The 26,547-nt window shown below is 34.8% G+C and carries 22 protein-coding genes and 1 tRNA gene; 4 read left to right on the forward strand and 19 right to left on the reverse strand.

Annotated features, from left to right (window positions below; all coding sequences use genetic code 11):
- Positions 1-58 precede the first annotated feature (58 nt).
- The 7 genes from J7574_RS18210 to J7574_RS18240 form a co-directional block, all read right to left on the reverse strand.
- A complete protein-coding gene (locus tag J7574_RS18210; RefSeq protein WP_290971910.1) occupies positions 59-673 on the reverse strand; it encodes a WbqC family protein in 615 nt (204 codons plus the stop codon).
- A 91-nt stretch (positions 674-764) separates the two neighbouring features.
- The gene (lepB, locus tag J7574_RS18215) at positions 765-2,318 is read right to left on the reverse strand and encodes a signal peptidase I (RefSeq protein ID WP_290971913.1); all 1,554 of its coding nucleotides are present in this window, start codon (positions 2,316-2,318) and stop codon (positions 765-767) included.
- 55 nt (positions 2,319-2,373) lie between these two features.
- The gene (dapB, locus tag J7574_RS18220) at positions 2,374-3,075 is read right to left on the reverse strand and encodes a 4-hydroxy-tetrahydrodipicolinate reductase (protein ID WP_290971916.1); all 702 of its coding nucleotides are present in this window, start codon (positions 3,073-3,075) and stop codon (positions 2,374-2,376) included.
- Between the two features lie 39 nt (positions 3,076-3,114).
- A complete protein-coding gene (locus J7574_RS18225) occupies positions 3,115-3,675 on the reverse strand; it encodes a DUF5683 domain-containing protein (RefSeq protein ID WP_290971919.1) in 561 nt (186 codons plus the stop codon).
- Entirely contained in the window at positions 3,675-4,577 is a 903-nt protein-coding gene (locus J7574_RS18230; protein ID WP_290971923.1) for a ParB/RepB/Spo0J family partition protein, read from the reverse strand. The genes J7574_RS18225 and J7574_RS18230 overlap by 1 nt, the downstream gene beginning before the upstream one ends.
- A 5-nt stretch (positions 4,578-4,582) precedes the next feature.
- A complete protein-coding gene (locus J7574_RS18235) occupies positions 4,583-5,350 on the reverse strand; it encodes a ParA family protein (protein ID WP_008464569.1) in 768 nt (255 codons plus the stop codon).
- Positions 5,351-5,567: 217 nt separating this feature from the next.
- Complete coding sequence (locus tag J7574_RS18240) at positions 5,568-5,972, reverse strand: septal ring lytic transglycosylase RlpA family protein (RefSeq protein ID WP_290971929.1); 405 nt, start codon at positions 5,970-5,972, stop codon at positions 5,568-5,570.
- Between the two features lie 228 nt (positions 5,973-6,200).
- Between J7574_RS18240 and J7574_RS18245 the strand changes: the two genes are divergently transcribed.
- Positions 6,201-8,369, forward strand: coding sequence for a hypothetical protein (locus tag J7574_RS18245; RefSeq protein WP_290971932.1), 2,169 nt, complete (start codon positions 6,201-6,203; stop codon positions 8,367-8,369).
- Positions 8,370-8,597: 228 nt separating this feature from the next.
- On the opposite strand, the gene J7574_RS18250 is transcribed toward J7574_RS18245, so the two are convergent.
- A tRNA-Pro gene (locus J7574_RS18250) sits at positions 8,598-8,672 on the reverse strand.
- A gap of 248 nt (positions 8,673-8,920) precedes the next feature.
- Between J7574_RS18250 and trxB the strand changes: the two genes are divergently transcribed.
- Positions 8,921-9,868, forward strand: a complete 948-nt coding sequence (gene trxB, locus J7574_RS18255) for a thioredoxin-disulfide reductase (protein ID WP_290971935.1) — start codon at positions 8,921-8,923, stop codon at positions 9,866-9,868.
- Positions 9,869-9,986: 118 nt separating this feature from the next.
- Here trxB and J7574_RS18260 read toward each other — a convergent pair whose 3' ends face one another.
- The 5 genes from J7574_RS18260 to J7574_RS18280 form a co-directional block, all read right to left on the reverse strand.
- On the reverse strand, positions 9,987-10,847 hold the full coding sequence (locus J7574_RS18260) for a DUF2807 domain-containing protein (protein WP_290971938.1): 861 nt from the start codon (positions 10,845-10,847) through the stop codon (positions 9,987-9,989).
- Between the two features lie 83 nt (positions 10,848-10,930).
- Complete coding sequence (locus J7574_RS18265; protein WP_290971941.1) at positions 10,931-11,665, reverse strand: head GIN domain-containing protein; 735 nt, start codon at positions 11,663-11,665, stop codon at positions 10,931-10,933.
- 3 nt (positions 11,666-11,668) lie between these two features.
- Positions 11,669-13,420, reverse strand: coding sequence for a PspC domain-containing protein (locus J7574_RS18270; protein ID WP_290971944.1), 1,752 nt, complete (start codon positions 13,418-13,420; stop codon positions 11,669-11,671).
- 3 nt (positions 13,421-13,423) lie between these two features.
- A complete protein-coding gene (locus J7574_RS18275; protein ID WP_008464689.1) occupies positions 13,424-13,756 on the reverse strand; it encodes a PadR family transcriptional regulator in 333 nt (110 codons plus the stop codon).
- A gap of 133 nt (positions 13,757-13,889) precedes the next feature.
- Entirely contained in the window at positions 13,890-14,372 is a 483-nt protein-coding gene (locus J7574_RS18280; protein ID WP_290971961.1) for a DUF4870 domain-containing protein, read from the reverse strand.
- 230 nt (positions 14,373-14,602) lie between these two features.
- On the opposite strand from J7574_RS18280, the gene J7574_RS18285 reads away from it, so the two are divergent.
- Entirely contained in the window at positions 14,603-15,055 is a 453-nt protein-coding gene (locus J7574_RS18285; RefSeq protein ID WP_290971964.1) for a DUF4442 domain-containing protein, read from the forward strand.
- Between the two features lie 254 nt (positions 15,056-15,309).
- Positions 15,310-18,702, forward strand: a complete 3,393-nt coding sequence (locus J7574_RS18290; RefSeq protein WP_290971966.1) for a polysaccharide deacetylase family protein — start codon at positions 15,310-15,312, stop codon at positions 18,700-18,702.
- Between the two features lie 131 nt (positions 18,703-18,833).
- Here J7574_RS18290 and J7574_RS18295 read toward each other — a convergent pair whose 3' ends face one another.
- The 6 genes from J7574_RS18295 to J7574_RS18320 all read right to left on the reverse strand — a co-directional run bounded on the left by J7574_RS18295 (position 18,834) and on the right by J7574_RS18320 (position 26,500).
- Positions 18,834-18,992 carry a hypothetical protein gene (locus J7574_RS18295; RefSeq protein ID WP_290971969.1) on the reverse strand — a complete coding sequence of 53 codons (159 nt, stop codon included), beginning with the start codon at positions 18,990-18,992 and terminating at the stop codon, positions 18,834-18,836.
- 114 nt (positions 18,993-19,106) lie between these two features.
- Positions 19,107-19,790, reverse strand: coding sequence for a hypothetical protein (locus tag J7574_RS18300; protein WP_290971972.1), 684 nt, complete (start codon positions 19,788-19,790; stop codon positions 19,107-19,109).
- A 99-nt stretch (positions 19,791-19,889) separates the two neighbouring features.
- Positions 19,890-22,130 (reverse strand): multicopper oxidase domain-containing protein, encoded by a 2,241-nt coding sequence (locus J7574_RS18305; RefSeq protein WP_290971975.1) that lies wholly within the window; start codon positions 22,128-22,130, stop codon positions 19,890-19,892.
- 189 nt (positions 22,131-22,319) lie between these two features.
- On the reverse strand, positions 22,320-24,854 hold the full coding sequence (locus J7574_RS18310; protein WP_290971978.1) for a heavy metal translocating P-type ATPase: 2,535 nt from the start codon (positions 24,852-24,854) through the stop codon (positions 22,320-22,322).
- A gap of 556 nt (positions 24,855-25,410) precedes the next feature.
- Complete coding sequence (locus J7574_RS18315; protein ID WP_290971981.1) at positions 25,411-25,971, reverse strand: AraC family transcriptional regulator; 561 nt, start codon at positions 25,969-25,971, stop codon at positions 25,411-25,413.
- Between the two features lies 1 nt (position 25,972).
- A complete protein-coding gene (locus J7574_RS18320) occupies positions 25,973-26,500 on the reverse strand; it encodes a DUF3347 domain-containing protein (RefSeq protein ID WP_290971984.1) in 528 nt (175 codons plus the stop codon).
- Positions 26,501-26,547 lie beyond the last annotated feature (47 nt).

The raw sequence follows: 26,547 nt of genomic DNA on the forward strand, positions 1-26,547 counted from the left end.
GAAGTCAAAGTGAAAAATACATTTTACAGTTCACTGCTCACATTTAACATTTAACAACTCACACTATTTTCTGTGTCTTCAAATAATCCATTGCAAATTTACCTTCGTTAAAAAGTAAATCTAAAACACTTAAATTATTGATAAAACCATGTTTGTCGTCAAAAACCTGAGTGTATTTTTCAAAAGAATTAGTGTCTTTTTTACCATTTGCCAAATATCTGAAATCGGTAAAATCAGTTACTTCATGAAAGTATTCTGTAGTTTTTCCAAATTCCAATTTCATTCGAAGGCATTTTGTTACAACATCTAAAACTTCGAAGTTTAAGTCCATCAAAAATTGGTGTTTTTTCTCGAAAATAGGAGTGATATCGTCTTCAAAGTACTCGAAGAACGGTGAGCTTCTATATGCGGCTTCAAGCGATTTAAAATGCTGTTTCTGCCAATCAAATTCGTTTTCGATCAAAATGTCTTTTGTCTTCTGATGTGTTGCTTTAGAATGCTTAACAGGAATATTTAATAACTGAATTCCGTTTGGACTATAGATATAGGTTCTGTTTCTATTAGTCTGCTTCTGAAAATTATCTTCCATTTCAAAAGTAACGCTGTCAGATTGCGCTATTACAGCAAAATGACTGATAGATGGAAAGTAAGTTGGAAGTATTAAGGAATTCATTTCTCTATATTGTTTAAAAGTTTCAGGTTTCAAGTTTCAAGTTTTTTAAACCTGAAACTTGAAACCTGAAACAAAAATAACTTATTTTTTATTATGCTTTATTTTCTCTTCTTTTTTTCCAGATAAAATCTCCTACGAAATAAATAGCAAGAAGTATTAGGAAGTATTTAAAATAAGAATGTGGCTGGCCTTCACCGTCTACGGTTGTAAATACTCTGCTCCAGCGAACTTTGTTGATGCCTTTTCCGTTAGTGTCCCAGCTCATCCAAATGAAAACTGGTTTTCCTACGATATGGTCTTCAGGTACATAACCCCAGTAACGGCTATCTTCTGAGTTGTGACGGTTGTCTCCCATCATCCAGTAATAGTTCTGTTTGAAGGTGTATGTTGTGGCAGGTTTTCCGTTAATGATGAATTTTGAACCTTGCAATTCTAATGTGTTTCCTTCGTAATTGGTGATAATCTCTTTGTAGAAAGGAAGTGACTCATTCGTTAAAGCAACTGTTTTTCCTGCTTGAGGAATATAAATCGGTCCCATGTTATCTTGGTTCCATTTGTTGATATGAGGGAAAATATCATTATTATCTCCAGTATCCACTTTTCTGATTACCGCCGTAACTCCAGGAGTGTGTTTGAATCTCTCTGCTCCAGCTTCTGTTAAAGCACCTAAATAAAGTGTGTCTCTTTTTTCGGTTCTAAAACCCGCAGGATCTGTAATATCTAGTTCTTTGAAAATAGTTTCAAAGTCGATAGGTGTTTTTCCGTCTAATGCTACTGCATATGAATACTGAGGTTTTGCTCTTTCAGGTAAAACTAATTTTTTTCCGTTTATGAAAACATAACCATCTTTTATTGATAAGCTATCTCCAGGAATACCTACGCATCTTTTTACGTAATTTGATTTTTTATCAATTGGTTTGATAACGCCTGGTCTTCCTTTTGGTTCAAAGAAATAGTGAACGGTATCAACGGGCCAGTTGAAGACGACAATGTCGCATCGGTTTATTTTCTGGATGGCTGGTAGTCTGAAATATGGCAATTGCGGCCAGCTTAAATACGATTTGGTTTTAGTTAAAGGAATAGAGTCATGAACCATTGGTAATGCCACAGTTGTCATAGGGACTCTAGGACCATAGTTTAATTTGCTTACAAATAAGAAATCGCCGATCAATAAAGATTTCTCCAAAGATGATGTCGGAATAGTGTAAGGTTGTACCACATAAGTATGTACTAATGTTGCTACTATGATAGCAAATAATAGGGAACTAACTGTATCTGCAGCTTTGTTTTCAGGAGTTAGTTTACGGTCTTTATTGTAGTCTAATTTCTGAGTGTAATTGACCACGTAGATGTAAAAACCTAAAGTAAAAAGACCTAAAATAGTATCTAAAGTCGATTTTTTACCAAATGTTCTTAGTGTTTCTACCCATACAACAGGAAACATAATCAGGTTGATAATTGGGATAAAAAGCAATATTGTCCACCAAGTAGGACGTCCTATAATTTTCATTAAGACGATAGAATTGTATACCGGAATTGCTGCTTCCCAGCTTTTTCTTCCTGCAGCCTGATACAGTTTCCATGTGCCAAGAAAATGAATAATTTGAACGGCCAAGAAAAATACAAACCAAGAGTAAAGTGTCATAATATGGTATTTTAAGTTTCAAATTCAAGATTTTAGTGGTCTTGAATTTAGTCGATTATTGTAAATTTAGTACGTCTTTCATAGTGAAAATCCCCTGTTTTCCTGCCAGCCATTCTGCGGCAATAACAGCGCCTAGGGCAAAACCTTCACGATTATGGGCAGTGTGTTTGATTTCGATGCTGTCAATAGCAGAATCATAAGTTACGGTGTGTGTGCCAGGAACTTCTCCAATTCTTTTTGCTTCAATATGAATTTGATTGTTTTTTGCTTCTTCTAAAGTCCATTCTGCGTAATTGCTGTTTTCAATAACGCCTTGAGCTAAAGAAATAGCTGTTCCGCTTGGAGCATCAAGTTTATGGATATGGTGAATTTCTTCCATCGAAACTTTATAAGAATCGAACTTATTCATAATCTTTGCTAGGTATTCATTTAATCCGAAGAAAATATTTACTCCTAAACTAAAGTTAGAACTAGAGATGAATCCTCCTTTTTTCTCGTTGCAAAGTGCGATCATTTCATCATAATGTTCTAACCATCCAGTAGTTCCTGAAACTACAGGCACATTGGCATTGAAAGATGCAGATATGTTGTTTACTGCCGCTGATGGAACACTGAAATCGATGGCAACATCGGCTGTCGAAAGTCCGTCATAGGTATTAAATTCATCTTTCTTTAAAACTATTTCATGACCTCTTTCTAAAGCAATTCTTTCAATTACTTTACCCATTTTTCCGTATCCTAAAAGCGCAATTTTCATTATGATTTGTTTTTGATTTTTTTAATAGAATTCAATCTATTAAAACGTATAATTAAAGGTTAGTCCGACGTTTGGTTTAAACGTTACATCGGCAGGATAAATTTCTGGACGCATGGATAGCCTCTCGTTTACATTAAACTGTATTAAAGCCGCGTCAACATTGGCATCGATAATATTTAAAACATAGAACCCTACAACAAATAAAGCAGAGAGGTCTCTGTTTCTTTGGTAGAATTTTTGTCCGGCAATAAGTCGGCTGTCATCCAAAAATTGATAATTGTCATCGTGATAGCCCTCTAATCTTCGTTTGTAGGCATCGCGATAATCATGGTACTTTTTATTGTTGTCTATGTAGAAATATAAACTCGTTCCGATTGCTCCGTAAACCAATGGGATTTTCCAATATTTTTTGTTGTATGCTTGACCTAAACCAGGCAGAACAGCAGAATAAAAAGCTGCTTTTGCTGGTGTTAGCGGATCTATTTCTTCTAATGCAGTAGTGTCTTTTACGACCAAAACCGTGTCTTTTTTTACCTGGGCAAAAAGAGAAACGGTTCCTGTTAGAAAGAACAATAGACCAATGGGGACAATTTTATTCACTATCCGTTTATTAATTTCATAATTCTGTTAAAGTCAGCTTCAGAATTAAATGGAATTGTAATTTTTCCTTTTCCGTTGCCAGCGACTTTTATATCAACTTTTGAGCCAAAATAATCGTTGAAAGTGTTTTTCTGAGTTTCTCTAATTACGAATGCGGCATCAGCTTTAGGTTTTCCATCAGCTTTTGGCTGTAAGCCTTCGTGATAATTTTTAACTAAAGCTTCGGTTTCGCGAACAGATAAATTTTGGCTAACGATTTTTTGATAAATATCAGTTTGAACGTCTAAATCTTCAATGTTGATAATGGCTCTACCGTGTCCCATGCTAATAAAACCGTCACGAATACCTGTTTGGATGATCGGATCTAATTTTAAAAGACGCAAATAGTTGGCAATTGTCGAACGTTTTTTACCGACTCTTTCACTCATTTGCTCTTGAGTCAATTGAATTTCGTCGATTAAACGCTGGTATGATAAAGCAATCTCAATTGGATCCAAGTCATGGCGCTGAATATTTTCAACCAAAGCCATAACCAGCGATTCGTTGTCATTTGCAATTCTAATGTAGGCAGGAACATGAGTTAAGCCTACTAATTTTGAAGCACGAAGACGACGCTCTCCAGAGATTAACTGGTATTTGTTAAAATCTAATTTACGAACAGTAATAGGTTGAATTACACCAAGTTCTTTAATAGAAGTGGCTAATTCTCGTAATGATTCTTCATTAAAATTGCTTCTAGGCTGAAACGGATTTATTTCAATCGCACTTATTTCAAGCTCAATGATGTTTCCAACAACTTTATCAGCATTTTTATCTTCTACTGATTTAATGTCGTTTTCAGGATCTTTTAATAAGGCAGATAATCCTCTTCCTAAGGCTTGTTTTTTAATTACTTTTGTCATAAAAACTATTTACTGTTTTTCTTTATAATTTCTTGTGCTAAATGAATATAATTTACGGCACCTTTACTTGTTGCATCATAATTAATGATACTTTCTCCAAAACTCGGAGCCTCACTTAGTTTTACATTTCGCTGAATTACAGTGTCAAAAACCATATCGTTAAAGTGTTTTTGAACCTCTTCTACAACCTGATTCGATAAACGTAATCTTGAATCGTACATGGTAAGCAATAAACCTTCAATGTCAAGATCTGGGTTGTGTATTTTTTGAATACTCTTAATAGTGTTCAATAATTTTCCTAATCCTTCAAGTGCAAAATATTCACATTGAATAGGAATAACTACAGAATCTGCTGCTGTTAAGGCATTCAAGGTTAACAAACCAAGAGAAGGAGCACAGTCGATAATGATATAATCGTATTCTTCTTTTGCTTCTTCCAATGCTTTTTTAAGCATGTATTCGCGGTTTTCTTTGTCAACCAATTCAATTTCGATAGCAACAAGGTCAATGTGAGCAGGTATCACATCTACATTTGGAGCTGTACATTTTAAAACGGCTTCTTTTGGTGTTACAGTATGCTCAAGTATTTGGTAAGTTCCAGTTTCAACTGTTTCTACGTCAATTCCAAGACCAGATGTTGCATTGGCCTGTGGATCAGCGTCGATCAACAATACTTTTTTCTCTAAAACACCTAATGAGGCAGCAAGATTTACCGATGTAGTAGTCTTTCCAACGCCTCCTTTTTGATTAGCAATAGCAATGATTTTGCCCATTTATTTTCTGAATTTTGAACCGTAAAAATACAATTATTTATGGTTTTTGAAAATCTATTTTGTTAACATTTAAGAAAGTTTGATTAATCGGGGTTTCATGGGTGTTTGGCAGAAAATAATTTTAGATATGAATAAAATTATAGTAAGATTTCTAGGAAATTTGCTTGGCATTCTTGCTGCAAAATGGCAAGAATCTAGTTTTGCGTCAAAAAAAGTCTTATTTTAAGATTTCGATGGTTACATAAACCAAACCGCTTTTTTTATTGGAAGCGATATCCATAAAAGCTCTTTTGCTAAGGTCAATTTCTCGTCCTTTTACAAAAGGTCCTCTGTCTGTAACTTTTACAATCGCAAATTTCTTGTTTGCTTCATTTGTTACTTTTAAGATTGTGCCAAAAGGAAATTTTTTATGGGCAGCAGTGAGTTCATCGTTATTGAATCTTCTGCCACTTGCTGTTTTTCTGCCATTAAATTTATCGTGATAATAAGAAGCGTGCGCATTTTTTTTGAATAAAATAGTTTCTTTAATTGATTCACATGAGTCAATAGCAGTAATGCTTTTTTGCTGTGCTATCGCAATGGTAGAAAAAACTAAGGCAATAAATAGGATGATCTTTTTCATTTCATTTTCTCTTTCTATTTGCGGGCAAAAAAAAGCTATTAAAGAAAAATGGATGCGTTCGATAGGGTTTATTTATGTTAGAAAAAGACAAAATTTCTGGATTTTGTAGTGTTTTTGATAAGAAAATTGAACCCAAAAACGGACGCAAAGGTTCTAGATTATTGCTATTTTGGGCTTTTTTAAAACTACAATAATTACAATCTATCAAACCACAAAAAGAACATTCTTATGAGTAAAAAAGTAATCTCATTATTTATAGTATTGGCGTTTGGGCTGCTTTTATGCAGTTTTGCATCGCCTTATTCGGCAGACCAAAAACTAGAGGGAAATAAAATAGAACGCAAAATAGTTTACAATAAAAAGAAGCATGCTATCACATTATCATGGTCGGCTTTTGGTTCCTCAGGGAATTATATAATTACGCGAGGAGGAAGTCGTCTGGCAACAGATTTTGTATCGGTTGGGTCAACATCTAAATTAGCATTTACCGATAATAAGCCCAATGCCAATAAATATGAGAACTATTATAAGATTACACGAAACGATATTACGATTATTATTTCGCTCGAAAACCAGATTTTTGGAGACAATATGTATTTCTACGATCGAAAATATGAAAAAGCAGAAACGTCTCGAAATGAAATCAATTCACAATTCAGCAGTATTGGTTTAGGTGGATCAAATGGGGAATGGATAACAAAACGTCAAGCCTATTATTTTAAACCAAATGTTAACGGCCAGACGTACGATCTTGGCGGATCAGGTTCGGCATCATCTGCAGAAGCAAATGCTATAGAATTGGGATTCTACTCCCATATTGGAGGTTTGGGCAAAGTGCCTTCGGATGTTAAATTAGGTGCAATATTTACAAGACCTCACCTTTCTGGCGGAGCCAATGCTACTTGTACATTTTGGCGTTCTGTAGAAAATGTAGAAGTGACGCGCGATTTCTCGTGGACGGTTTCTCAATCAACAAGCGCACGAAGACTCTTGATTGATAGTACTTCAAAATATATTTCGGATATAGGAGATACCAATTTTTGGGGAAGTGGCGGATTTATTGCAGATGCGCATTATACAACATCAAGGCCAAATTGGGGCGGACAACAGCAATGGTACACCAGAAATGCTGTTTTTCCTTCGGGTTCTGGTGCAATGGGAGGTTCTTATAATATGGTTTGGCAGGGTTGTGTAAATCCTCCGCAAGCAGATGAGGCTAATTCGCCAGTTTCTACAACTCCTATTATTAGAGAAAAGCCTTTTCTATTTATTGATAGTGACGGAGAATACAAAGTATTTGTTCCCGCTTGGCAAAAAGACAGGATTGGAGTTTCTTGGTCTGCAAAAGATATGGGGCAAGGAAAAACGCAAGATTTGATGGCAAGTTGGTATGTTGCCAAAGAAGGCGATACCGATGTAGAGATTAACGCTGCATTGAAAGCTGGTAAAAACATATTTTTTACTCCGGGACATTATGCTTTAAATGCTCCCATTCAGGTAAACAGAAAAGATGCGATTCTTCTTGGTGCCGGAATAGCGTCTGTAACACTTGAGCCGACCGAAAAAAATACTTGGGGCTGTATTTATGCTGATGATAAAGACGGAATTGTCATTGCCGGACTTTTAATGGATTCTTTCAACAGTACGACTTATCAGGTGAGAATTGGTAACGAAGGGGCAAAAGCTGATCATGCAGCAGATCCTATTTTGCTTAGTGATATTACCTGCAGAGTAGGCGGAGTTCAGTCAAAAAATATTCAGATTCAGGTTTCTATGCAGATAAATAGTAATAATGTTGTTGGTGATCATTTCTGGTTATGGCGCGCCGATCACGGTTCGCAAAAAGGAGGCAATGCACGTTGGACCAGAGACAGATGTAAAAACGGACTTCTAGTGACTGGAGATGATGTTACGCTTTATGCATTATTTGTAGAACATTATCAAGAATATGAAGTTTTATGGTTAGGAGAACGCGGAAGAACTTTTTTCTTTCAAAACGAGCCTCCGTATGATGCACCAAATCAAGCAAGTTGGAGTAGCCAAGGTAGTAGAATCGATGGTTATGCGGCTTTTAAAGTAGCCAATACGGTAAACGAACATCATACAATAGGAATGGGTTCGTATGCGGTTTTTACAGGGACAGATGGAAATGTAAATAAGAAAAATGGTTTTGAAGTGCCAAATAGTCCAAATGTAAAGCTGGAAAAAATGTGTATTACTCGTTTTGCTGGCCCTGGTAATATTCAGAATGTTGTAAATGGTACTGGCGGAAGCACAGCGACTGGTGTAAAACGCGTCGCTTTATACAATAATGGAGAAGGACCGCAGCCTTTTGATGAGGAATTTACTTTGCCAAATCGTGAAACGTATCCTTCTTATATAAGTATGGAGAAATAACAAGAGAGTTTTTTTTGCCACAAATTCACGAATTATTTTTTCAAATCTATGCAATTATTCATTCGAATTAATTCGAATAATATTAGATAAAGTATTTAAAAAGAAAATTCGTGAATTCGTGGCTACTTATTTCGTTTCGGTTTTTTTTGAGTATATAGCCAATGGTTTCAATCATTGGAAGGCAATGTATGAAAAACAAAAAAGCCGAACAGAAATGTTCGGCTTTTGTCGGGGTGGCAGGATTCGAACCTGCGGCCTCCTGCTCCCAAAGCAGGCGCGATAACCGGGCTACGCTACACCCCGTAGCTTTGCTTAGTGACGTTACTGTGGTCTTCCCGCCTAGAGCGGGACACGATAACCGGGCTACGCTACACCCCGAAGATGTTTTGCTGTACTGCCCGAAAGCGGATGCAAAGATATAAATAAATTTGGTTTATAAAAGGAAAAAATGAAAATAAATAAAACTTATTTTGACATAGTTATTTAGGATTTATTTTCGTCCGTATTTTTTATAATAAAGTTTACATTTGCAACTCAAAAAAACTATTACTATGTCAAATACAATCGAAAAAATTAAATGCCTTATTATAGGTTCTGGTCCTGCGGGGTATACTGCAGCTATTTATGCGGCTAGAGCTAACATGAATCCAGTGTTATATCAAGGAATGCAGCCTGGTGGTCAATTGACTACTACTAATGAGGTTGAAAACTTTCCAGGTTATGTTGATGGAGTAACAGGGCCTGAAATGATGATTCAGCTGCAAGAACAAGCAAAACGTTTTGGAGCAGACATTCGTGATGGATGGGCAACAAAAGTAGATTTTTCTGGAGATATTCATAAAGTTTGGATTAACGATTCTATCGAATTGCACTGTGAAACTGTAATTATTTCTACAGGTGCTTCGGCTAAATATTTAGGATTGCCATCAGAACAGCACTATTTAAATATGGGTGGTGGAGTTTCTGCTTGTGCAGTTTGCGACGGATTCTTTTACAGAAACCAAGATGTTGTGATTGTTGGAGCAGGAGATTCTGCTTGCGAAGAAGCGCATTACTTATCTAAGCTTTGTAAAAAAGTAACAATGTTGGTAAGAAGCGAGAAATTTAGAGCTTCTAAAATTATGGAAGAGCGTGTTCGTAAAACAGAAAACATCGAAATCTTAATGAACCACGATACTATTGAAGTAGAAGGAGATGGAAATGTAGTTCATGCGATTAAAGCATTAAACAAAACTACAGGAGAAACTATTGTGATTCCTGCAACTGGTTTCTTCGTAGCAATTGGTCACAAACCAAATACAGATATCTTTAAAGATTACATTACATTAGACGAAACAGGTTACATTGTAAATACTCCAGGAACATCTAATACAAACGTTCCAGGTGTATTCGTTGCAGGAGATGCTGCAGATCATGTATACCGTCAAGCAATTACTGCTGCAGGTACAGGATGTATGGCAGCGTTGGATGCGGAAAGATATTTAGCTTCTAAAGAGTAATTTTTAGTTTACAATCTCAGTCACAGTTTACATACTATAAAATAAAAGTCCCAATCGTTATGATTGGGACTTTTTCATTATATCTTAAACCCTAAAAAGTTTTCAAAGTTTTCAAAGTTTACAATGTCGTTGCTTTTGGTTTTGGTGCACCTGGCTTTTTTATCAGTTTTGCTTCTTCGCTAAAGCGTGTAAGTTCTATTTTTGGATCGCCAAGCAATGAAATTTCAGACTTGTCTCCAGCTGCAATTGCTATAGTGTTTTCTGCTAAAATGCTTGCAACAGAAGAGCCTTCAGCAGTCACATTTGCCTCTTTCAATGTAAATTTTGTACCAGTAAAAACAGAATTATTGTCTAGCCTAATAGTTGCTTTTTCCGCAATACCTTCGATGGCAGCAGTTGCTTTTTGGTACAAATCACATTTGAATTTTATGGCAGAAACCAAAGTTTTAACAATCGCATATTTACTTAACTGTAAATTACCATCTTCAGCTTTTAAGTTAAGTTCTGTTCTGGTTTTATCATCAGCAATTAGAGAGAATTTTTTTGAATTTACGTTTAAGTATAATTTAGAAAAATCAAGACAATTCATGGTAATGTCGTCTAACTGCAATTCTTGAATAGCATAAACAATAGCTTCATTTTTGGTGATTACTTTATTCAGCGTTTTAGTGTAAGTAACCTTAACAGATAATTTCTTGAAAATAGTAGACTCTTTATTAGTATATAATCTAAGTGTTTTTTCTCTTAAATCCATTCCTACAATGTCGTGCAGGTTATCGTCGGCTTCAATTTTAATTTCGTTTTTTTCTCCCTGTTCCAAATAAACTTCCAAGTTATCATCGACTTCAAGAGCATCAAAACTTCCAACTTCTTTTACTGACGTAGTTACAATTTTAGAGCCTTTAATTTTTTCTCTTTTTTGTGCAAAAGTGAAAGTGGTAACAAATAATAATAAGAGCAGCGCTGTACTTTTTTTCATTAATTCTAGATTTGATTTTGACAAATATAAAAAAATCATCCACTTTGGGTGAATGATTTCGTTTATATTTAACAGTTGTCTGTTTAGCTTTTGTTCACGTTTCCTCCAGAAGATGCAGATTTTTCTATTTTCTTAGGATCACCACTATAGTTTATATTTCCTCCGCTAGAAGCATCTGCTTTTAGACTTAAAATTGGATATACAGAAACTGTTCCTCCGCTAGAAGCATCTGCTCGAACATCATTTGCTTTTAATTCCTCGGCATCAATACTTCCGCCGCTTGAAACAGAAGCGCTAAGGTTTAATGCTTTTCCTTCAATGCCTATCGAACCACCGCTTCCAGCATCTGCCGAAATCCTGTCAGATTCAATTTTCAGATCCATCGATGCAGCACTAGAAACTCCCAAAGTAATATCTTCGCCTAAGAAAAGTCCTTTAGTTTCAACTGTTGATGCGCTCGAAGCTTCTATTTTATGAATAGCTGGTAATTTTACTGTAACCGTTTTGGATGTAATGTTACGGAAAGAACTGTATTTGCATTCAATAATAAGCGTCCCGTTTTCTACTTTGGTAACAATTTCTTTTTGAAGATTATCATCGGCTTCAACTGTAATTTCTGTTTTATCAGACTGTTCGATTACCAAATCTATCGCATTGCTTACAGAGATATTTTTAAATTCTCCGCTAACGGTTCTTTTTTCTGTGGTCACATTACCGCTTCCTTCAATTGTATTCAAGTTGAAATTGCATGAAGCAAACAATAAAGCAGTAATTGTTATGATTATAAATTTCGTAATATGGATGATTATTTTTATCATGGTTTAGTTAATTTTGATTATCACTCCGTTTTTATCAGTAGTTAGTCTTCCTTTTGTTTTTTTTCCGTTCAGAACTTCTTTTCCGTTAATTTTAACTGAAACTTCTTTTATAGTGTCATTAGCGCTTTCAGAATCATTTTCATAGTTATTGTTGTTTTCATAATCATTCTCATAATCGTTGTCATTGTCTTCATCTGCAGGACAATTTAAACATTTTACTTTAGTGCCAATAACTTTGTAATTGTAATCTCCTTTATAATTTAATTCAAAGAAATTATCATCTGAATTGTAGTAATCTCTCACAGAAGAGTCTGGTTTTACTAATTGTCCTTCTGGAAGATAAAGATAGATATCAACTTCTTGACCTCTAAATTTATTCTTTACATCTGTCAGAAAATAATTATCCAAAAGTAAATGATTTCCGTCAACTTGAAACTTATAATTGATCTTTTCTGCACGTTTTTTTGCATTTGTAAAAGAGTTTCCTCTTGCACTTTTTTCGATCTGCATAAACGGAGTCGATTCGTCTGTATGTAATATGTGTAAACGTACATCATTAGAATAAATCAATTCGTTGTTTGCAGAATCTTGTACAAATTCAAATTCTCTGTAATGATTCAAGCTTTTTGTATAATAATTATTGTATCTAAACTTAATATACAGCGTATCTGTAGGTTTTATTGCTAGTACTTTTTTCTCTACTACTTTGTTATCAGATGAAAGTTCGGTTGCTTGTTTGATACCGATACTTGCAAGAATCGCGATCGAAATAATCCAAAGTGCCAAAAGCGTATATTTTGTAATATTTCCTATTGATTTTAAGTTTGGAGACAACAATTTAAATCCTAAAAGCGTTAAGAAGAAAAACGGAATTCCAACGGCAAAGAACATTAGCAATCCAAATGACCAAAGCGGATATTCTGTAAAGTTTCCAGCTTCAATAAAATTTTGCCAAGGGAAATCTACGAAAATGTTTGTGCCCAAAGTAAAAACACCTATTAGCAACATGATTAAGGTTGAAATTCCCGATATAATTAAAATCACTCCTAAAAACTTAGCAAAGATTTTAAAAACCGTCATGATAAAGTCTCCAAATGAACTACTTATTCTCCCAGCTCCCGACTTTACTTGGTTTCCCATTTTGTCATAATCAGCATTTTTGAATTTCTCAGAAAGCGAATCTATTTCTTCTCGAACTTTTTTTTCGATGTTCGAAATTGTTACAGGTTCTCCTGTCATTTCCAATTTTTCAGAAGTCGTTATCGCTTCAGGAGTTACAATCCAAAGAACGAAATAAGCTAAAATTCCTGTTCCGAAACCTGCAAAAACAAAGATTAAGAAGATGATTTTAATCCAAACGGCATCAATTCCAAAATAATGTCCTAAACCTGTCGCTACACCCCCAATCATACCATTTTCCTTGTCACGGTATAATTTTTTGTGTTTTCTGGCATTGTAGTTATTAAAAGACTGATTTGGATTTTCTTCGTCTTCAATTCTATAATCTTCTGGCTGACCCATTACTGCAATCACCTCGTCAACGTCTTTCAGTCCAACAACATGTTTCTCGCTTTTTTGTTTTTCTGTTAATAATTCAGAAACTCGCATTTCGATATCTTTAATAATTTCATCCTGACCAGATGAGTTGTTAAGTGATCGTTTTATAGCGTCAAAATAGCGTGACAATTTTAAGTATGCATCTTCATCGATGTGAAAAAACATCCCGCCTAAGTTAATATTTACTGTTTTGTTCATGACTTATTGATTTTGATTGGTGATTAGATTTACGGCATCGGACAATTCTGTCCAAGTACCGCTAAGTTCGTTTAAAAAAGTTTGCCCTATTTCGGTTAATCCATAATATTTTCGTGGCGGCCCAGAGGTCGATTCTTCCCAGCGATAATTTAGTAAACCGTCATTTTTCAATCTAGTTAACAACGGATAAACGGTTCCTTCTACAACTAGTAATTTTGCGTTTTTTAAAGTGTCTAATATTTCAGATGTATATGCGTCTTTTTCTTTTAGAACCGATAAGATGCAAAACTCAAGAACACCTTTGCGCATCTGTGCTTTTGTGTTTTCAATGTTCATAATTTCATTTTGTTTTTTTTTGATTGAACAATTCGTTTTTTGATTGATGATGATTGCTTCGCCAGTTTGCCCTTCTGGCTCGGGTGATTGATGATTGATTCGACTACAACTTTTAATTTTTAATTTTTAATTTTTAGTTCTTTATAAAAGGAATCGTAAGCGGATATTTATACAATTCTCCGTTTGAAGCTTTTATCGAAGCATAAATCACTAAAAAGAATTCAACAAATTTTAGAACTCCAAAAAGGACTACAGCTGTGATTCCGACACTTAAAATTCCAATGTTTGCCTGAATGTTAAAGTTTCTAATTACAAAATCGTCGTCATTAAAAACTGCTTCTATTGGAAGATTCTGCAAAAAGACAGTAACGAAAATCGGAATAGCAATAAGTGCTAAAATTAAACTGTAAAGCAAAATGCTTAACTGAAAATTCAAAGCCTGTTTTCCGTGATGATCTGCAAATTCAGATTTGTCTTTATAATTCGTCCAAATGATTAGCGGAAAAATATAGTTCCCGAACGGAATTATGTATTGGCTCAAAGTACTCAAATGAGTAAAGGCTGCTGTATTCTTTTCTGATGTTTTTTCCATGATGAGTGGTGTTGTTGTTTCCATGATTAAAAGTATATAGTAATTTCTTATGCAAATATATGTCTAAAAAACAGTATCTTGTTTTGCATAGTACCAAATATTAACAAAAAATTAACAAATAAACAATAGCAAAATATGGTTTAAATTGCTGAAAATCATTCGAAACTCCATATTTTATTGGGTTCTTTCTGATAAATAAAGAATTTATTGTGCGTGCATAGTTTTTTTGTATTTTTACATAAAAAACATATCCTATGGCACTTTCGGTTTCAAAACTTAATAAATTCGTCTTATTCAAATTGCCTTCTGCATTCATATGTGGAGTACGAGTAAAAGATATAAACGATAGCAGTTGCACTGTTACGGTAAAACACAGATGGATCAATCAGAATCCGTTTAACTCTATGTATTTTGCGGTACAAGCTATGGCGGCAGAACTTACAACTGGAGCTTTGGTGATTTCTCAGATTCAGCAAAGCGGTAAAAAAATCTCAATGTTAGTGGCCAACAACAAAGGAAACTTCACAAAAAAAGCGACAGGAAGAATTACATTTGTCTGCAAAGACGGACATTTAATTGCCGATGCTATTAAAAAAACCATAGAAACCGGAGAAGGGCAGACGTTCTGGATGAAATCCATAGGAACAAACGAGGAAGGTGTTCAAGTTTCTGAGATGGATTTTGAATGGAGCATTCGTGTGAAATAAAAAAAGACATTTAAATATAATTTAAAGCCTGTTGTAAAAACAGGCTTTTTTTATGCAGATAAAATATTTACTGTAATCAACTATTTGTTATTCAGTGTTTTTTGCTGAATTGGATTGGCTTTTGTAAAATTTTCTTTCGTAAATTTAGTTGCATTTTATTGGGTTTACACTGTAATAATTTGTTGTTTTCATTCTGTCTTCATCTGACGGTTTTACTTTTATAGATAGTTAATTCATCAAAAGAATAAGAGTATATGGACGAAAAAAAACAAATATTTCAAACCGAGACTAAAAAACGTTGGAGAACATTTCAATGGTCCAGCCGACTTATTTTATTTCTTCTTATTTTAATGGTTCCTATTTTCTTGATTACCCTGAAAAGAGGTTTAAAGCCAGAGTTGCCACTTTTAGCAAACAAATCAACAGCAGGGAAAACTTTAGAAAATCCAACTATTCCAAAAAAGTTAACGGCTAAAGAATTAAAAAAGTTTAAAGGATTTGACTATTTTCTAAGGTCAAAATCAAAAGTTGAGAAACTCGCCAATCAACCTCGTGTAACCCAAACAGCTTCTGAGGTTCGAGCTGCTTTTTTGGTTGACTGGGATCCGCAGAGTTTATTTTCACTTCAAAAAAATGTGGATAAACTCAATATGGTAGTTCCAGAATGGTTTTTTATTGATCCTAAAACCGATTTGCTAAAAACCGAAATAGACACCGCTGCCCTGAAGGTGTTGAAAAAAGCGAAAGTGAAAATTGTTCCATTAATAAATAACATCAATGAATCATTGGGAGAAGGCGATTTTGACGGCGATCTAATTCATCGAATTCTTCATGATAAATCAAAAAAAACAAGGCTTATTAATGACATTGTAAAGACTTTAGATAAATACAAACTGCAAGGAATTAATATCGATTTTGAAGAGTTTAAAGAAAACAGCGACGAACCTATAATTGCTTTTCAGAAAGAATTATATGAAAAACTGCACCCGCTTGGATATTTGGTTTCTCAAGATATAATGGCTGGAGATGACGATTTTAATGTCAAAGAATTGGCAAAGTACAATGATTATATGTTTTTAATGGCTTATGATGAGCATTATGCGAGTAGCGTTCCTGGGGAAGTGAGCAGTCAGAAATGGATTGAAAGAATAGTAGATAAAACGGCAAAAGAAGTTCCGTCAGACAAAATTATTCTTTGTTTTGCTGGTTATGGATATGATTGGGAAGAAAAACAAGAAGGCGAAACCATTACCTACGATCAGGCAATTGCGATTGCAAAACAATATAATGCCACAATAAAATTTGACAATAGCACTTACAATAATTTTTTTAAGTACACAGATAGCAATGGCAAAAAGCATGAAGTTGATTTTGAAGATGCTGCGACCAATTTTAACACCATCAGATTTAGTGATGAATATGGTTTGGCAGGAACAGCTTTATGGAGATTAGGTAGCGAAGACCAGCGTTTGTGGAATTATTATCATCGAAGTTTGACCAATGAAAGCATTGCTAAAAAGCCTTTTGATTTTGCAGTAATGAAACGTGTCAATACTCGCATTGAAAGTCCGGCATATATTGGCGATGGCGAAATATTAAATGTAATTGCAGATCCTGAACCAGGAAAAATTGATCTTGAAATCGAAAAAGATGAAGATATTATTACAGAACAAAAATATGTAAAACTGCCAACTAAATATGTAATCAGCAAGTTTGGTAATGTTCATAAACAAGTTATTCTAACTTTCGACGATGGTCCAGATCCTACCTACACACCACAAATATTAGATATTTTAAAGAGAGAAAAAGTGCCAGCTGTCTTTTTTGTTATTGGTATTCAGGCCGAAAACAATATTCCTTTATTGCAAAGAATATATAGTGAAGGACACGAAATAGGCAATCATACTTTTACGCACCCCAATATTGCTTTGGTAAGTCCAGAAAGAGCTGCTGCAGAAATGGAAACGACAAGACTGTTGATTGAAGCTGTTACTGGAAGAAGCACAGTGCTTTTTAGAGCACCTTATAATGCAGATGCTGAGCCAACAACTGAAGCAGAGTTACGACCAATTGCATTAAGTAAAGCGCAGAATTATTATACTGTTGGAGAAAGTATAGATCCAAATGATTGGGAAAAAGGTGTTAGTGCCGATTCGATTTACACCAGAACCATAAAAGAATATGAAGCAAATCCCGATAAGGGAATTATTTTGTTGCACGATGCAGGCGGAAACAGACAAGCTACTGTTGACGCTTTGCCGAGAATTATTAAATATTTTAAAGACAAAAATATTCAGTTTACAACAGTTTCACATTTGCTTGGTAAACCAAAAGACCAGATTATGCCTAAAGCCAAAGGTCAGTTTATAAGCGTTGATAATTTGATTTTTGATTTTGGGTACTGGTTCGGACATTTTATTTCGGCTACATTTTGGGTTGCCATTTTCCTCGGTTTTTTAAGAATTGCATTAATGGCTATAATGGCTTTTGTAAAAAGATGGCACGATCATAAACATCCTCCAGTGTATAAAACTAGTGAAGGAAATCCGAAAGTCAGCATTATTGTTCCAGCTTATAATGAAGAAATCAATGCAGTAAAAACTATTGAAAATTTACTAGGACAAGACTATTCGGATTTTGATATTGTTTTTGTGGATGACGGATCAAAAGACAAAACTTTCGAGATGATTAAAAATGCTTTTGAGAATAATCCAAAAGTAAAAATACATACCAAACCAAACGGAGGAAAAGCTTCGGCACTGAACTACGGAATCAAACTTACCGAAAACGAATATGTAGTTTGCATTGATGCTGATACGCAACTGAAAAAAGATGCTATTTCGCAATTAATGAAAGGCTTTACCATGCAGTTGAAAGATAATGCAGAAATTGGAGCAATTGCCGGAAATGTAAAAGTAGGAAACGAAAACACTATGCTTACCAGATGGCAAAGCATAGAATATACTACAGCACAAAATTTTGACCGAAGAGCTTTTGATTTGATTAATGGTATCACGGTCGTTCCAGGTGCAATTGGTGCCTTTAGAAAAATTGCCATAGAAAAAGCAGGAGGTTTTACTACCGATACACTTGCCGAAGATTGTGATTTGACGATTCGTATTCTAAGAAATGACTATCATATTATAAATTGCATTGAAGCCGTTGCGGTTACAGAGGCGCCCGAAAGTTTGAAGGAATTTATGAAACAGCGTTTTCGTTGGAGTTATGGAATTATGCAGGCTTTTTGGAAAAACAGAGACGCTTGCTTTAATCCGAGATATAAAGGTTTGGGTATGGTGGCTTTACCCAATATTCTGATTTTTCAAATAGTATTGCCCATTTTTGCGCCATTGGCAGATCTAGTTCTTATTGTGAGTTTGATTTGGAACCATAACGATTCTGATAGTCTTCATAAAATCCTGATATATTACATTGCTTTTATGCTGGTTGATATGCTAGTAAGCGTAGTTGCTTTTATTTTTGAAAAAGAAAAACTTACGAAGCTAATTTGGCTGATTCCGCAACGATTTGTGTACAGACAATTAATGTATGTGATTTTATTTAAAGCTTTAGGAAAAGCTTTAAAAGGAGAAAGTCAAAGTTGGGGAGTGCTTACACGTACAGGAAATGTTGCGACGGTAGAATAGTTTTTTTGCCACCAATTTCACGAATTCCCACCAATTTCAAACGGAAAAGTTTAGTGCTAATTCGTGAAATTGGTGGCTAAAGAAAAAGACCTCGTTTTTGGCGAGGTCTTTTGCTGAAATAGAATTTCAATTTATTTTTTAACGCAGCAAGATTTTGTGTCTTTTTTGTCTGTTGCTTTTTTACAGCAAGATTCTTTTTTGGTTTTGTCTTTTGTTGCTGGTTTAGTCTCCTGAGCCATTACGCTAATTGAAAAAAAAGCAACTGTTACTGCGGTGATTACCTTTGTCATTTTGTTTAAATATTTTTTGTGTTAGAGATTATAATTGGTAATCCAAATATAAATTGATTTCTTATTTGTGAGAATAATTTGATTGTTAATGTTTTTATAAAAGTCATTTTAAAACTAAAAACCATGAGCTACTTTACGCTCTTTATATTGCCCTTTTTCTATAATCCAAACCAATTCATAGCTTCCAGCTCCATCACTATTGGTAGAAGAAATGTATAAAGTGTTAGAAGTTTGGTCATAATTTATTCGAGTACTAGAAAGATTAGGCTCAAATAAATCCTCGAAAGCATTTTTAGGAAGCTCAATCGTTTTGGTTCCTATTACTACAGTTATCGTTTTAAATGCTGTTTTAGGGATTCCGCCATCAGTTCCCCAAAATTGTTTTCCGTTGATTTTCTCTAGAAAAGATTTGTCTTTTGAAAAAGTGAGCTTTGCTGTATTTGATTCAAAATTTTTACTTTCGATACTAATCGTAACGTTGTCTTTCTGGAAAATTACCTTAGTTTTAGTTTCTTTTATTAATGGAATTTTTTCAAAATCAGATAAATACTTAACTCTGTCTTTGTATAAGTAACCGCTTAAATCCTTATTGTTTTTAGAATAATCGATGTTGATCCAATTCTTTTCGGGTTCGAAACAATACACCACAAAACCATTTTTTAATTGGTCAGAAATATTATTTCCTTTTGAGGCTTCCGATCTAATATTTACATATCCGTCATTATCTTTTATTACTGCAAATTGTGAAAATGTTGTATTGCTTAAAAGTGATAGTAGCAAGAAAAAGCAGGTTCTCATATTAATTGATTTTTAGAAAACTAAGATATAATTTATTTCCCTGTAAGAATGCTTTTTCTAAAATGAACTTAAATCACTTATATGGTTTAAGAAAAAAAATCAATAGTTCAAATTAACCCCAAATCCAATTCCCATATCACTGTCATAATGAGTAGTGATGCCAAAGTTTCTGGCCACGATATATTTCAGTCCAGCCATATATTCTTTATCGGTATTCCACATCAAATTCATTCGTAAACGTTTGGCAAGCGGAATATCTTTTCGTTCAAATTGAACACGTACATTTCCATCCGTATAAACCTCAACTTGCGCTTTTATCAGCATTGGCAAAGTATATTCAAGACCGGCGCTAAAAACCGAACGATTGTCTTTGGTGTTTTTCTGTCCGAAAAGATTGTGTTCCTGTTCGTCCATTCCCATTCTTCGGTATCTCCAGTCAAAACCAATAAAAGGCATCAACCACTGATTTTTTCCAATATATCTTCCAATATGAGTTTCAGTTTCGTAACCATGTTCATCATTATAACCCAATCTCCATTCGGTTCCGATACTCCATCTTGTATTGCCTAACATCGCTTCACCATCGTTTCCGTTGGTTGCAAAATCATTTTCAGCCATAAAATGAAACATTCTGTCATCCATTTTCAGCATTTTAAAAGCCATTTCGGGATGATGAATCAGCGGATTTGGAGCTGAATTTTCATAAGTGAAAATACGTCCCATTCCTGCCATCATGTGATATAAAATATGACAGTGAAAAAACCAATCGCCATCTGCATTGGCCTGAAATTCGATCGTATCGGTTTCCATCGGCATAATATCAATCACATTTTTTAAAGGAGAATAATCGCCATGTTCATTGAGAATTCTAAAATCATGTCCGTGCAAATGCATGGGGTGGCGCATCATCGAACCATTGTACAAAACAATTCGAACGTTTTCTCCTTTTTTAATTAAAATCTTATCCGTTTCAGAAACCACTTTATTGTCTAAACTCCAAACATAACGATTCATATTTCCTGAAAGTGTAAAGCGCAATTCTTTTACTGGCGCATCTTTTGGAAGATTAGTTTTAAATGGAGATTTCAGCATTCCGTAATTTAAAGTCACAATTTCAGAAGTTTCCGTACTGTCGCTTTCCATTTTCATGTTTTCCATATTATGGTTCGAATGATCCATTGCAGGTTTTGCACTTTCATCTTCACCCGAAATTTCAGGGTACATCACGGCATTCATATCCATTTTATTCAAAGACATTTTCATGCCCATATCATTCATTTCGCCATTCATTTTCATCATGTCGTTCATCATTTTCATTCCTTCAAAATATTTTAATTTCGAAAGATGATGAACAGGCTGTTTTTCGCCATTTCCTAAAAACAAAGACGCAGATCCTGTTCTATCTTCGGCTGTAGCCAAAAAAGCAAAAGATTTATTGTCTTCTGGAATCGTAACCACAACATCATAAGTTTCAGAAACCGCAATAATCAAGCGATCGACTTCTACAGGTTCTACATCATTTCCATCGCTGGCTACAACGGTAATTTTCCCTCCGCCGTAGGTTAGCCAGAAATAACTCGAAGCGCCACCGTTGGCAATTCTTAATCGGACTTTAGAACCAGGTTTGAAATCAGAAAGCTGTTGTTCGTTTTTACCGTTAAGCAGAAACTTTTCATAATAAACATCACTGACATCCATAGCATTCATTCGTTTCCATTCGTTGGTTACTTTGGTCGAAAAATGTCCCTGTTTTATAGCTTCGGCATAACTTTGCGTGGTTCCTTTTTTAATTGCAAACCAATCATTGGCATTGTGCAGCATTCGCTGAATATTTTCTGGTTTCAAATCCGACCATTCGCTTAAAATAACCGGAATTGTCGGCAAATCATCAATTCCTTTTCTAATTGTCGAATCGTCTTTTTTCTTGTTGATGATAAAAAGTCCGTACAAACCAATTTGCTCTTGCAAACCAGAATGGCTGTGGTACCAATACGTTCCGTTTTGAATAATCGGAAAAGTATATTTGTGAGTCGTTCCAGGCTCAATTGGCATTTGAGTCAGATACGGAACTCCGTCTTCTTTATTTGGCAGAAACAATCCGTGCCAGTGCATCGAAGTGCTTTCTTTTTTTAATTCGTTGTGCACATAAATTTCTGCAATATCACCTTCGGTAAAAGTCAAAGTTGGCATCGGAATTTGTCCGTTAACAGAAATCGCACGTTTTTCTTTACCCGAAAAATTGACAATCGTGTCTCGAACGTGCAAATCGTAACGTACTACTTTTTGAGCCTTTAGGTGAAAAGCGATTAAAAATAAAAGAAGAATATATTTGATTTTCATGATAGATTATATTTTAAAAAATTAGGCGCAATTTAATTTTAACACATAGAAACATAGATTTTTGTGTATAAAAAGGGAATAAAAGAAACTAGTTTCCACACATAGCGCTATGTGTATTCCAATAAGTGAAACGCCTTTACGCACAATGCAAAACTATGTTTCTATGTGTTTGAAATAATTACGTCCAACCTACAGTTTTAAATTTCTCAATCGCAAAGCATTTACAATTACCGAAACAGAACTCAAACTCATAGCAACCGCAGCTAACATTGGCGAAAGCAAGATTCCTAAAAAAGGATATAAAATTCCTGCCGCAATTGGCACGCCCAATGTATTATAAATGAAAGCAAAGAATAAGTTTTGTTTGATGTTTGACATTACAGCGTGACTCAGGTTTTTTGCTTTTACGATTCCGTTTAAATCGCCTTTTACCAAAGTGATTTTAGCACTTTCAATCGCAACATCTGTTCCTGTTCCCATTGCGATTCCGATATTCGATTGAGCCAAAGCAGGTGCATCGTTGATTCCGTCTCCAGCCATAGCGACAACTTTTCCTTGCGCTTGAAGACGTTCAATTTCTTTCAATTTATCTTCAGGAAGACAATCGGCTTTAAAAGAACTCAAATGCAAATGATCCGCAACGGCTTTTGCTGTATTGTGATTATCTCCAGTCAGCATAATTACTTCAACACCTTGATTGATTAATTCTTTAATCGCTTTTGCGCTGTTTTCTTTAACGGCATCGGTAATGGCTACAAAGCCTAAAACTTCTTTTTCAATAGAAATATACGAAATAGTTTTTCCAAGATTTTGCTCGGCAGTTACTTTGTTTTCTAAATCTGAATGAATAGAAATGCCTATTTCATCCATTAATTTTTTATTTCCTAAAGCAACTTTTTTACCCTCGATAGTGCCGACAACACCTTTTCCTGCAATGGTTTCAAAACCTTGAACTTCTTTTAGCGCACTATTTTTTGCTTTCGCGAAATTAACTACGGCTTGTGCCAAAGGATGCTCACTGTGCTGATTTAAAGAAGCGATGTTTTGAAGCAGAAAATCGCCGTCATTATTTACTGCATATATTTTTTCTACTGAAGGTTTTCCTTCGGTAATGGTTCCTGTTTTATCCGTAATTAAAACATCAATTTTATTCATGTTTTCTAAGGCTTCGGCATTTTTTATTAAGATTCCGTGCTGAGCGCCTTTTCCAACACCAACCATAACCGACATTGGAGTTGCCAATCCAAGTGCGCAAGGGCAGGCAATAATCAAAACGGCAATGGCATTAATTAATCCGTAAACGTAAGCGGGTTCTGGACCGAATTTCGCCCAAGCAAAAAAGGTTAAAACCGAAATGATTACAACAGTTGGAACGAAATATTTAGAAACGCGATCGGCTAATTTCTGAATTGGAGCGCGAGATCTGCTGGCATCATTTACCATTTGTATAATTTGCGAAAGTATGGTTTCTGATCCTACTTTTTCGGCAACCATCACAAATGATTTTGTCCCGTTTATTGTTCCAGAAATTACTGAATCGCCTACTTTTTTATCTACAGGAATTGGTTCTCCTGTAATCATAGATTCGTCGATACTGCTTTCGCCAGTAGTAATTTTTCCGTCAACTGGAATTTTTTCTCCTGGTTTTACACGAAGCAAATCGCCTTTTTTAATATTGTGAATGGAGATTACTCTGTCGTTCCCGTTTTCTACTAAAGTTGCTTCGGTTGGAGCTAGTTTTAATAATTCTTTTATCGCGCCATTGGTTTGTCCGTGTGCTTTAGCTTCCAATAATTGCCCTAATAAAACCAAAGTAATAATTACGGTCGCAGCTTCAAAATACAAATGAATCGTTCCGTGATGCGATTTGAATTCTGAGGGAAAAATGTCTGGGAAGAACATTCCGACAATACTAAAAAGAAAGGCAACGCTTGTTCCAATTCCGATTAGCGTAAACATATTTAAGTTCCAAGTCACAATTGATTTGTAAGCGCGAACAAAAAACATCCAACCCGCATAAAATAAAATGGGAATTGAAAATAGAAACTGAATCCAATTCCATTTTTCGATAGACATTATATTATAAAGCGGATTATTCGGAATCATTTCTGACATTGAAATAATGAAAATCGGAAGTGTAAACAAAATCGCAATTTTCATCTTTTTCAATAAATCGAAATAAGTTTTGTTTTCTTCGCTTTCAGAAGCTTGCATCGGTACCAAATCCATTCCGCAAATGGGGCAATCGCCTGGCTCGTTTGAAACAATTTCTGGATGCATCGGACAAGTAAATTGTGTTGCTGTTATCGCAACTTGCGGTACTAAGTCCATTCCGCATACAGGACAGTCTCCCGGTTTGTCATAGGTTTTGTCGCCTTCGCAATGCATCGGACAATAATAAACGCCATTTGCACTGTGCTGATGCACTTTTTTAGTTTCTGTTTTATGATGGTGGTGATCGTGATGCTCTTTTTTATGGCTAGAGCAGCAAGATTTAGCTTCGCCATGATTTTTAGGAGAATCCATTTCAATAGTATAATTCCCCGCAGCAGACAAAACTTCTTGAAATTTTTCTGTCGGAACATGTTTTTCCATTGTAATCGTAGCCATTGGCGGATTCAAAGTTACTTCTGCCTGAACGCCTTCTACTTCATTTAAAGTTTTTTCGACTTTGGTTCGACATCCGTTGCATGACATTCCTGAAATTATATATTGATGAGTCATTGTATTGGTTTTTAATATTACAATGCAAATTTCCGAACTATTGGGGAGTTGGATTTGTAGAATTTTGGGAATGATTTGTAAGATTTACTAAGATAAGGTTTTTTTGACCCGCAAAGTGCGCAAAGAGTTACGCAAAGCACGCTAAGACCACGCAAAGTGCGCAAAGTTTTTTCTGTTTTGAGAAATTTAAAAAGTTCGCAAAGCTTTGTCTAAAAATAGCTTTACGAATTCTATATAAAACATAGCCCAAGGTTTCAATCTTGGGTACACAAAGATTGGAAAACAATGCGTTTCCCAAGGTTGAAACCTTGGGCTATGTTCTGAATAAATTGCGAAATCGTTATGTAAAAAGTTAGCCACAGATTAAAAAGATTATCAGAGATTTTTAAAATCCTTTTAATCATTATTATCTGTGGCTAAATAAAATCTTTGCACTCTTTGTGATTAAGTCTCTCGCAGATTTCGCAGATTGAGTAGATTTAATTTTTATTAATCAAAAATATCTGCTCAATCTGTTTAAATCTGCGAGAGAATAATTTTTCGCTTTTACGAGAAATTAAATGTTCTCGATCTGAATACGCATTTTATCTTTTGATTGTTTGAAAGAAGTAGGAGTAAAGCCTGTAATTTTCTTGAATTGATTGCTCAAATGCGCGACATTACTGTAGTTTAGAATATCTGCAATTTCGCTTAACGAAAGCTCATTGTAAATCAATAGTTCTTTAACTTTTTCAATTTTCTGGCTGATGAAGTACTTTTCGATCGTGGTATTTTCAATTTCCGAAAACAGATTGCTCAGCGAATTGTAATCTTGATTCAGGTTTTCAGCCAAATATTCAGATAAGTTTATTTTAAGATCATTGTTTTTATGATGAACCAAATCGACAATGAGATTTTTTATTTTTTCGACGATTTTTGTTTTTTTATCGTCAATTAAATCAAAACCTAAAGGTTGAAGATTTTCTAGTAAAATTCGTTTTTGCTCCTCGCTGATTTCTTGTTCGAGTTCTACTTCGCCCAGTTCAACAGCAGTAGTTTGAAGTCCGAGTTTTTCGAACTCAGACTTCACTACCATTTTACATCGGCTGCACACCATATTTTTGATGTAAAGCTTCATATTATTTGATCGTTTCTACCACATTTCCGCAAGTCAGCATAGAAGAACCATAGTACGGATTCTTAACTGCTTTTTCTTTGCTTAACCAATCAGCATCTGCCATTGGGCAATATTGTTTGTAAACTGGCTGTTCTGGATTTGAAACTTTAATTAAATCGTAAGTGCTTTTAGATAAAGATTTAAAAGTCTCACGTTGTTTTTTAAGATCTGTTGTAGCTGAAATACTTTTGGCATCGGCAGTTAATTTTTTAACCACTTTCATCCAAACTGTATGTTCGTTGCTTTTTAGTTTATCCATTTTTACTGCAGTAATTGCTGTCAGTAAATCAGCGGCTTTCGCCGAAGTCAATTTGCTGTCACTTTTAATAAGAGCGTCTTTTACATTAAAGTAAGCATCATAAACCGATTGTAACTGACTCGCATCAGCAATTTCTGTTCCTGATGTTAGTTTTACTGTATTGGCCTGAATGTTATTTGCACTAAATAATATTGTTAGTACTGTTGCTAAAGCTATAATTGATTTTTTCATTGTATACGATATTTGATAAAGGATTTTTATTTCCTTTAAAATTAATT

Origin of the sequence: Flavobacterium sp. (assembly GCF_017744675.1) — a bacterium.
Taxonomy (GTDB): Bacteria; Bacteroidota; Bacteroidia; order Flavobacteriales; family Flavobacteriaceae; genus Flavobacterium.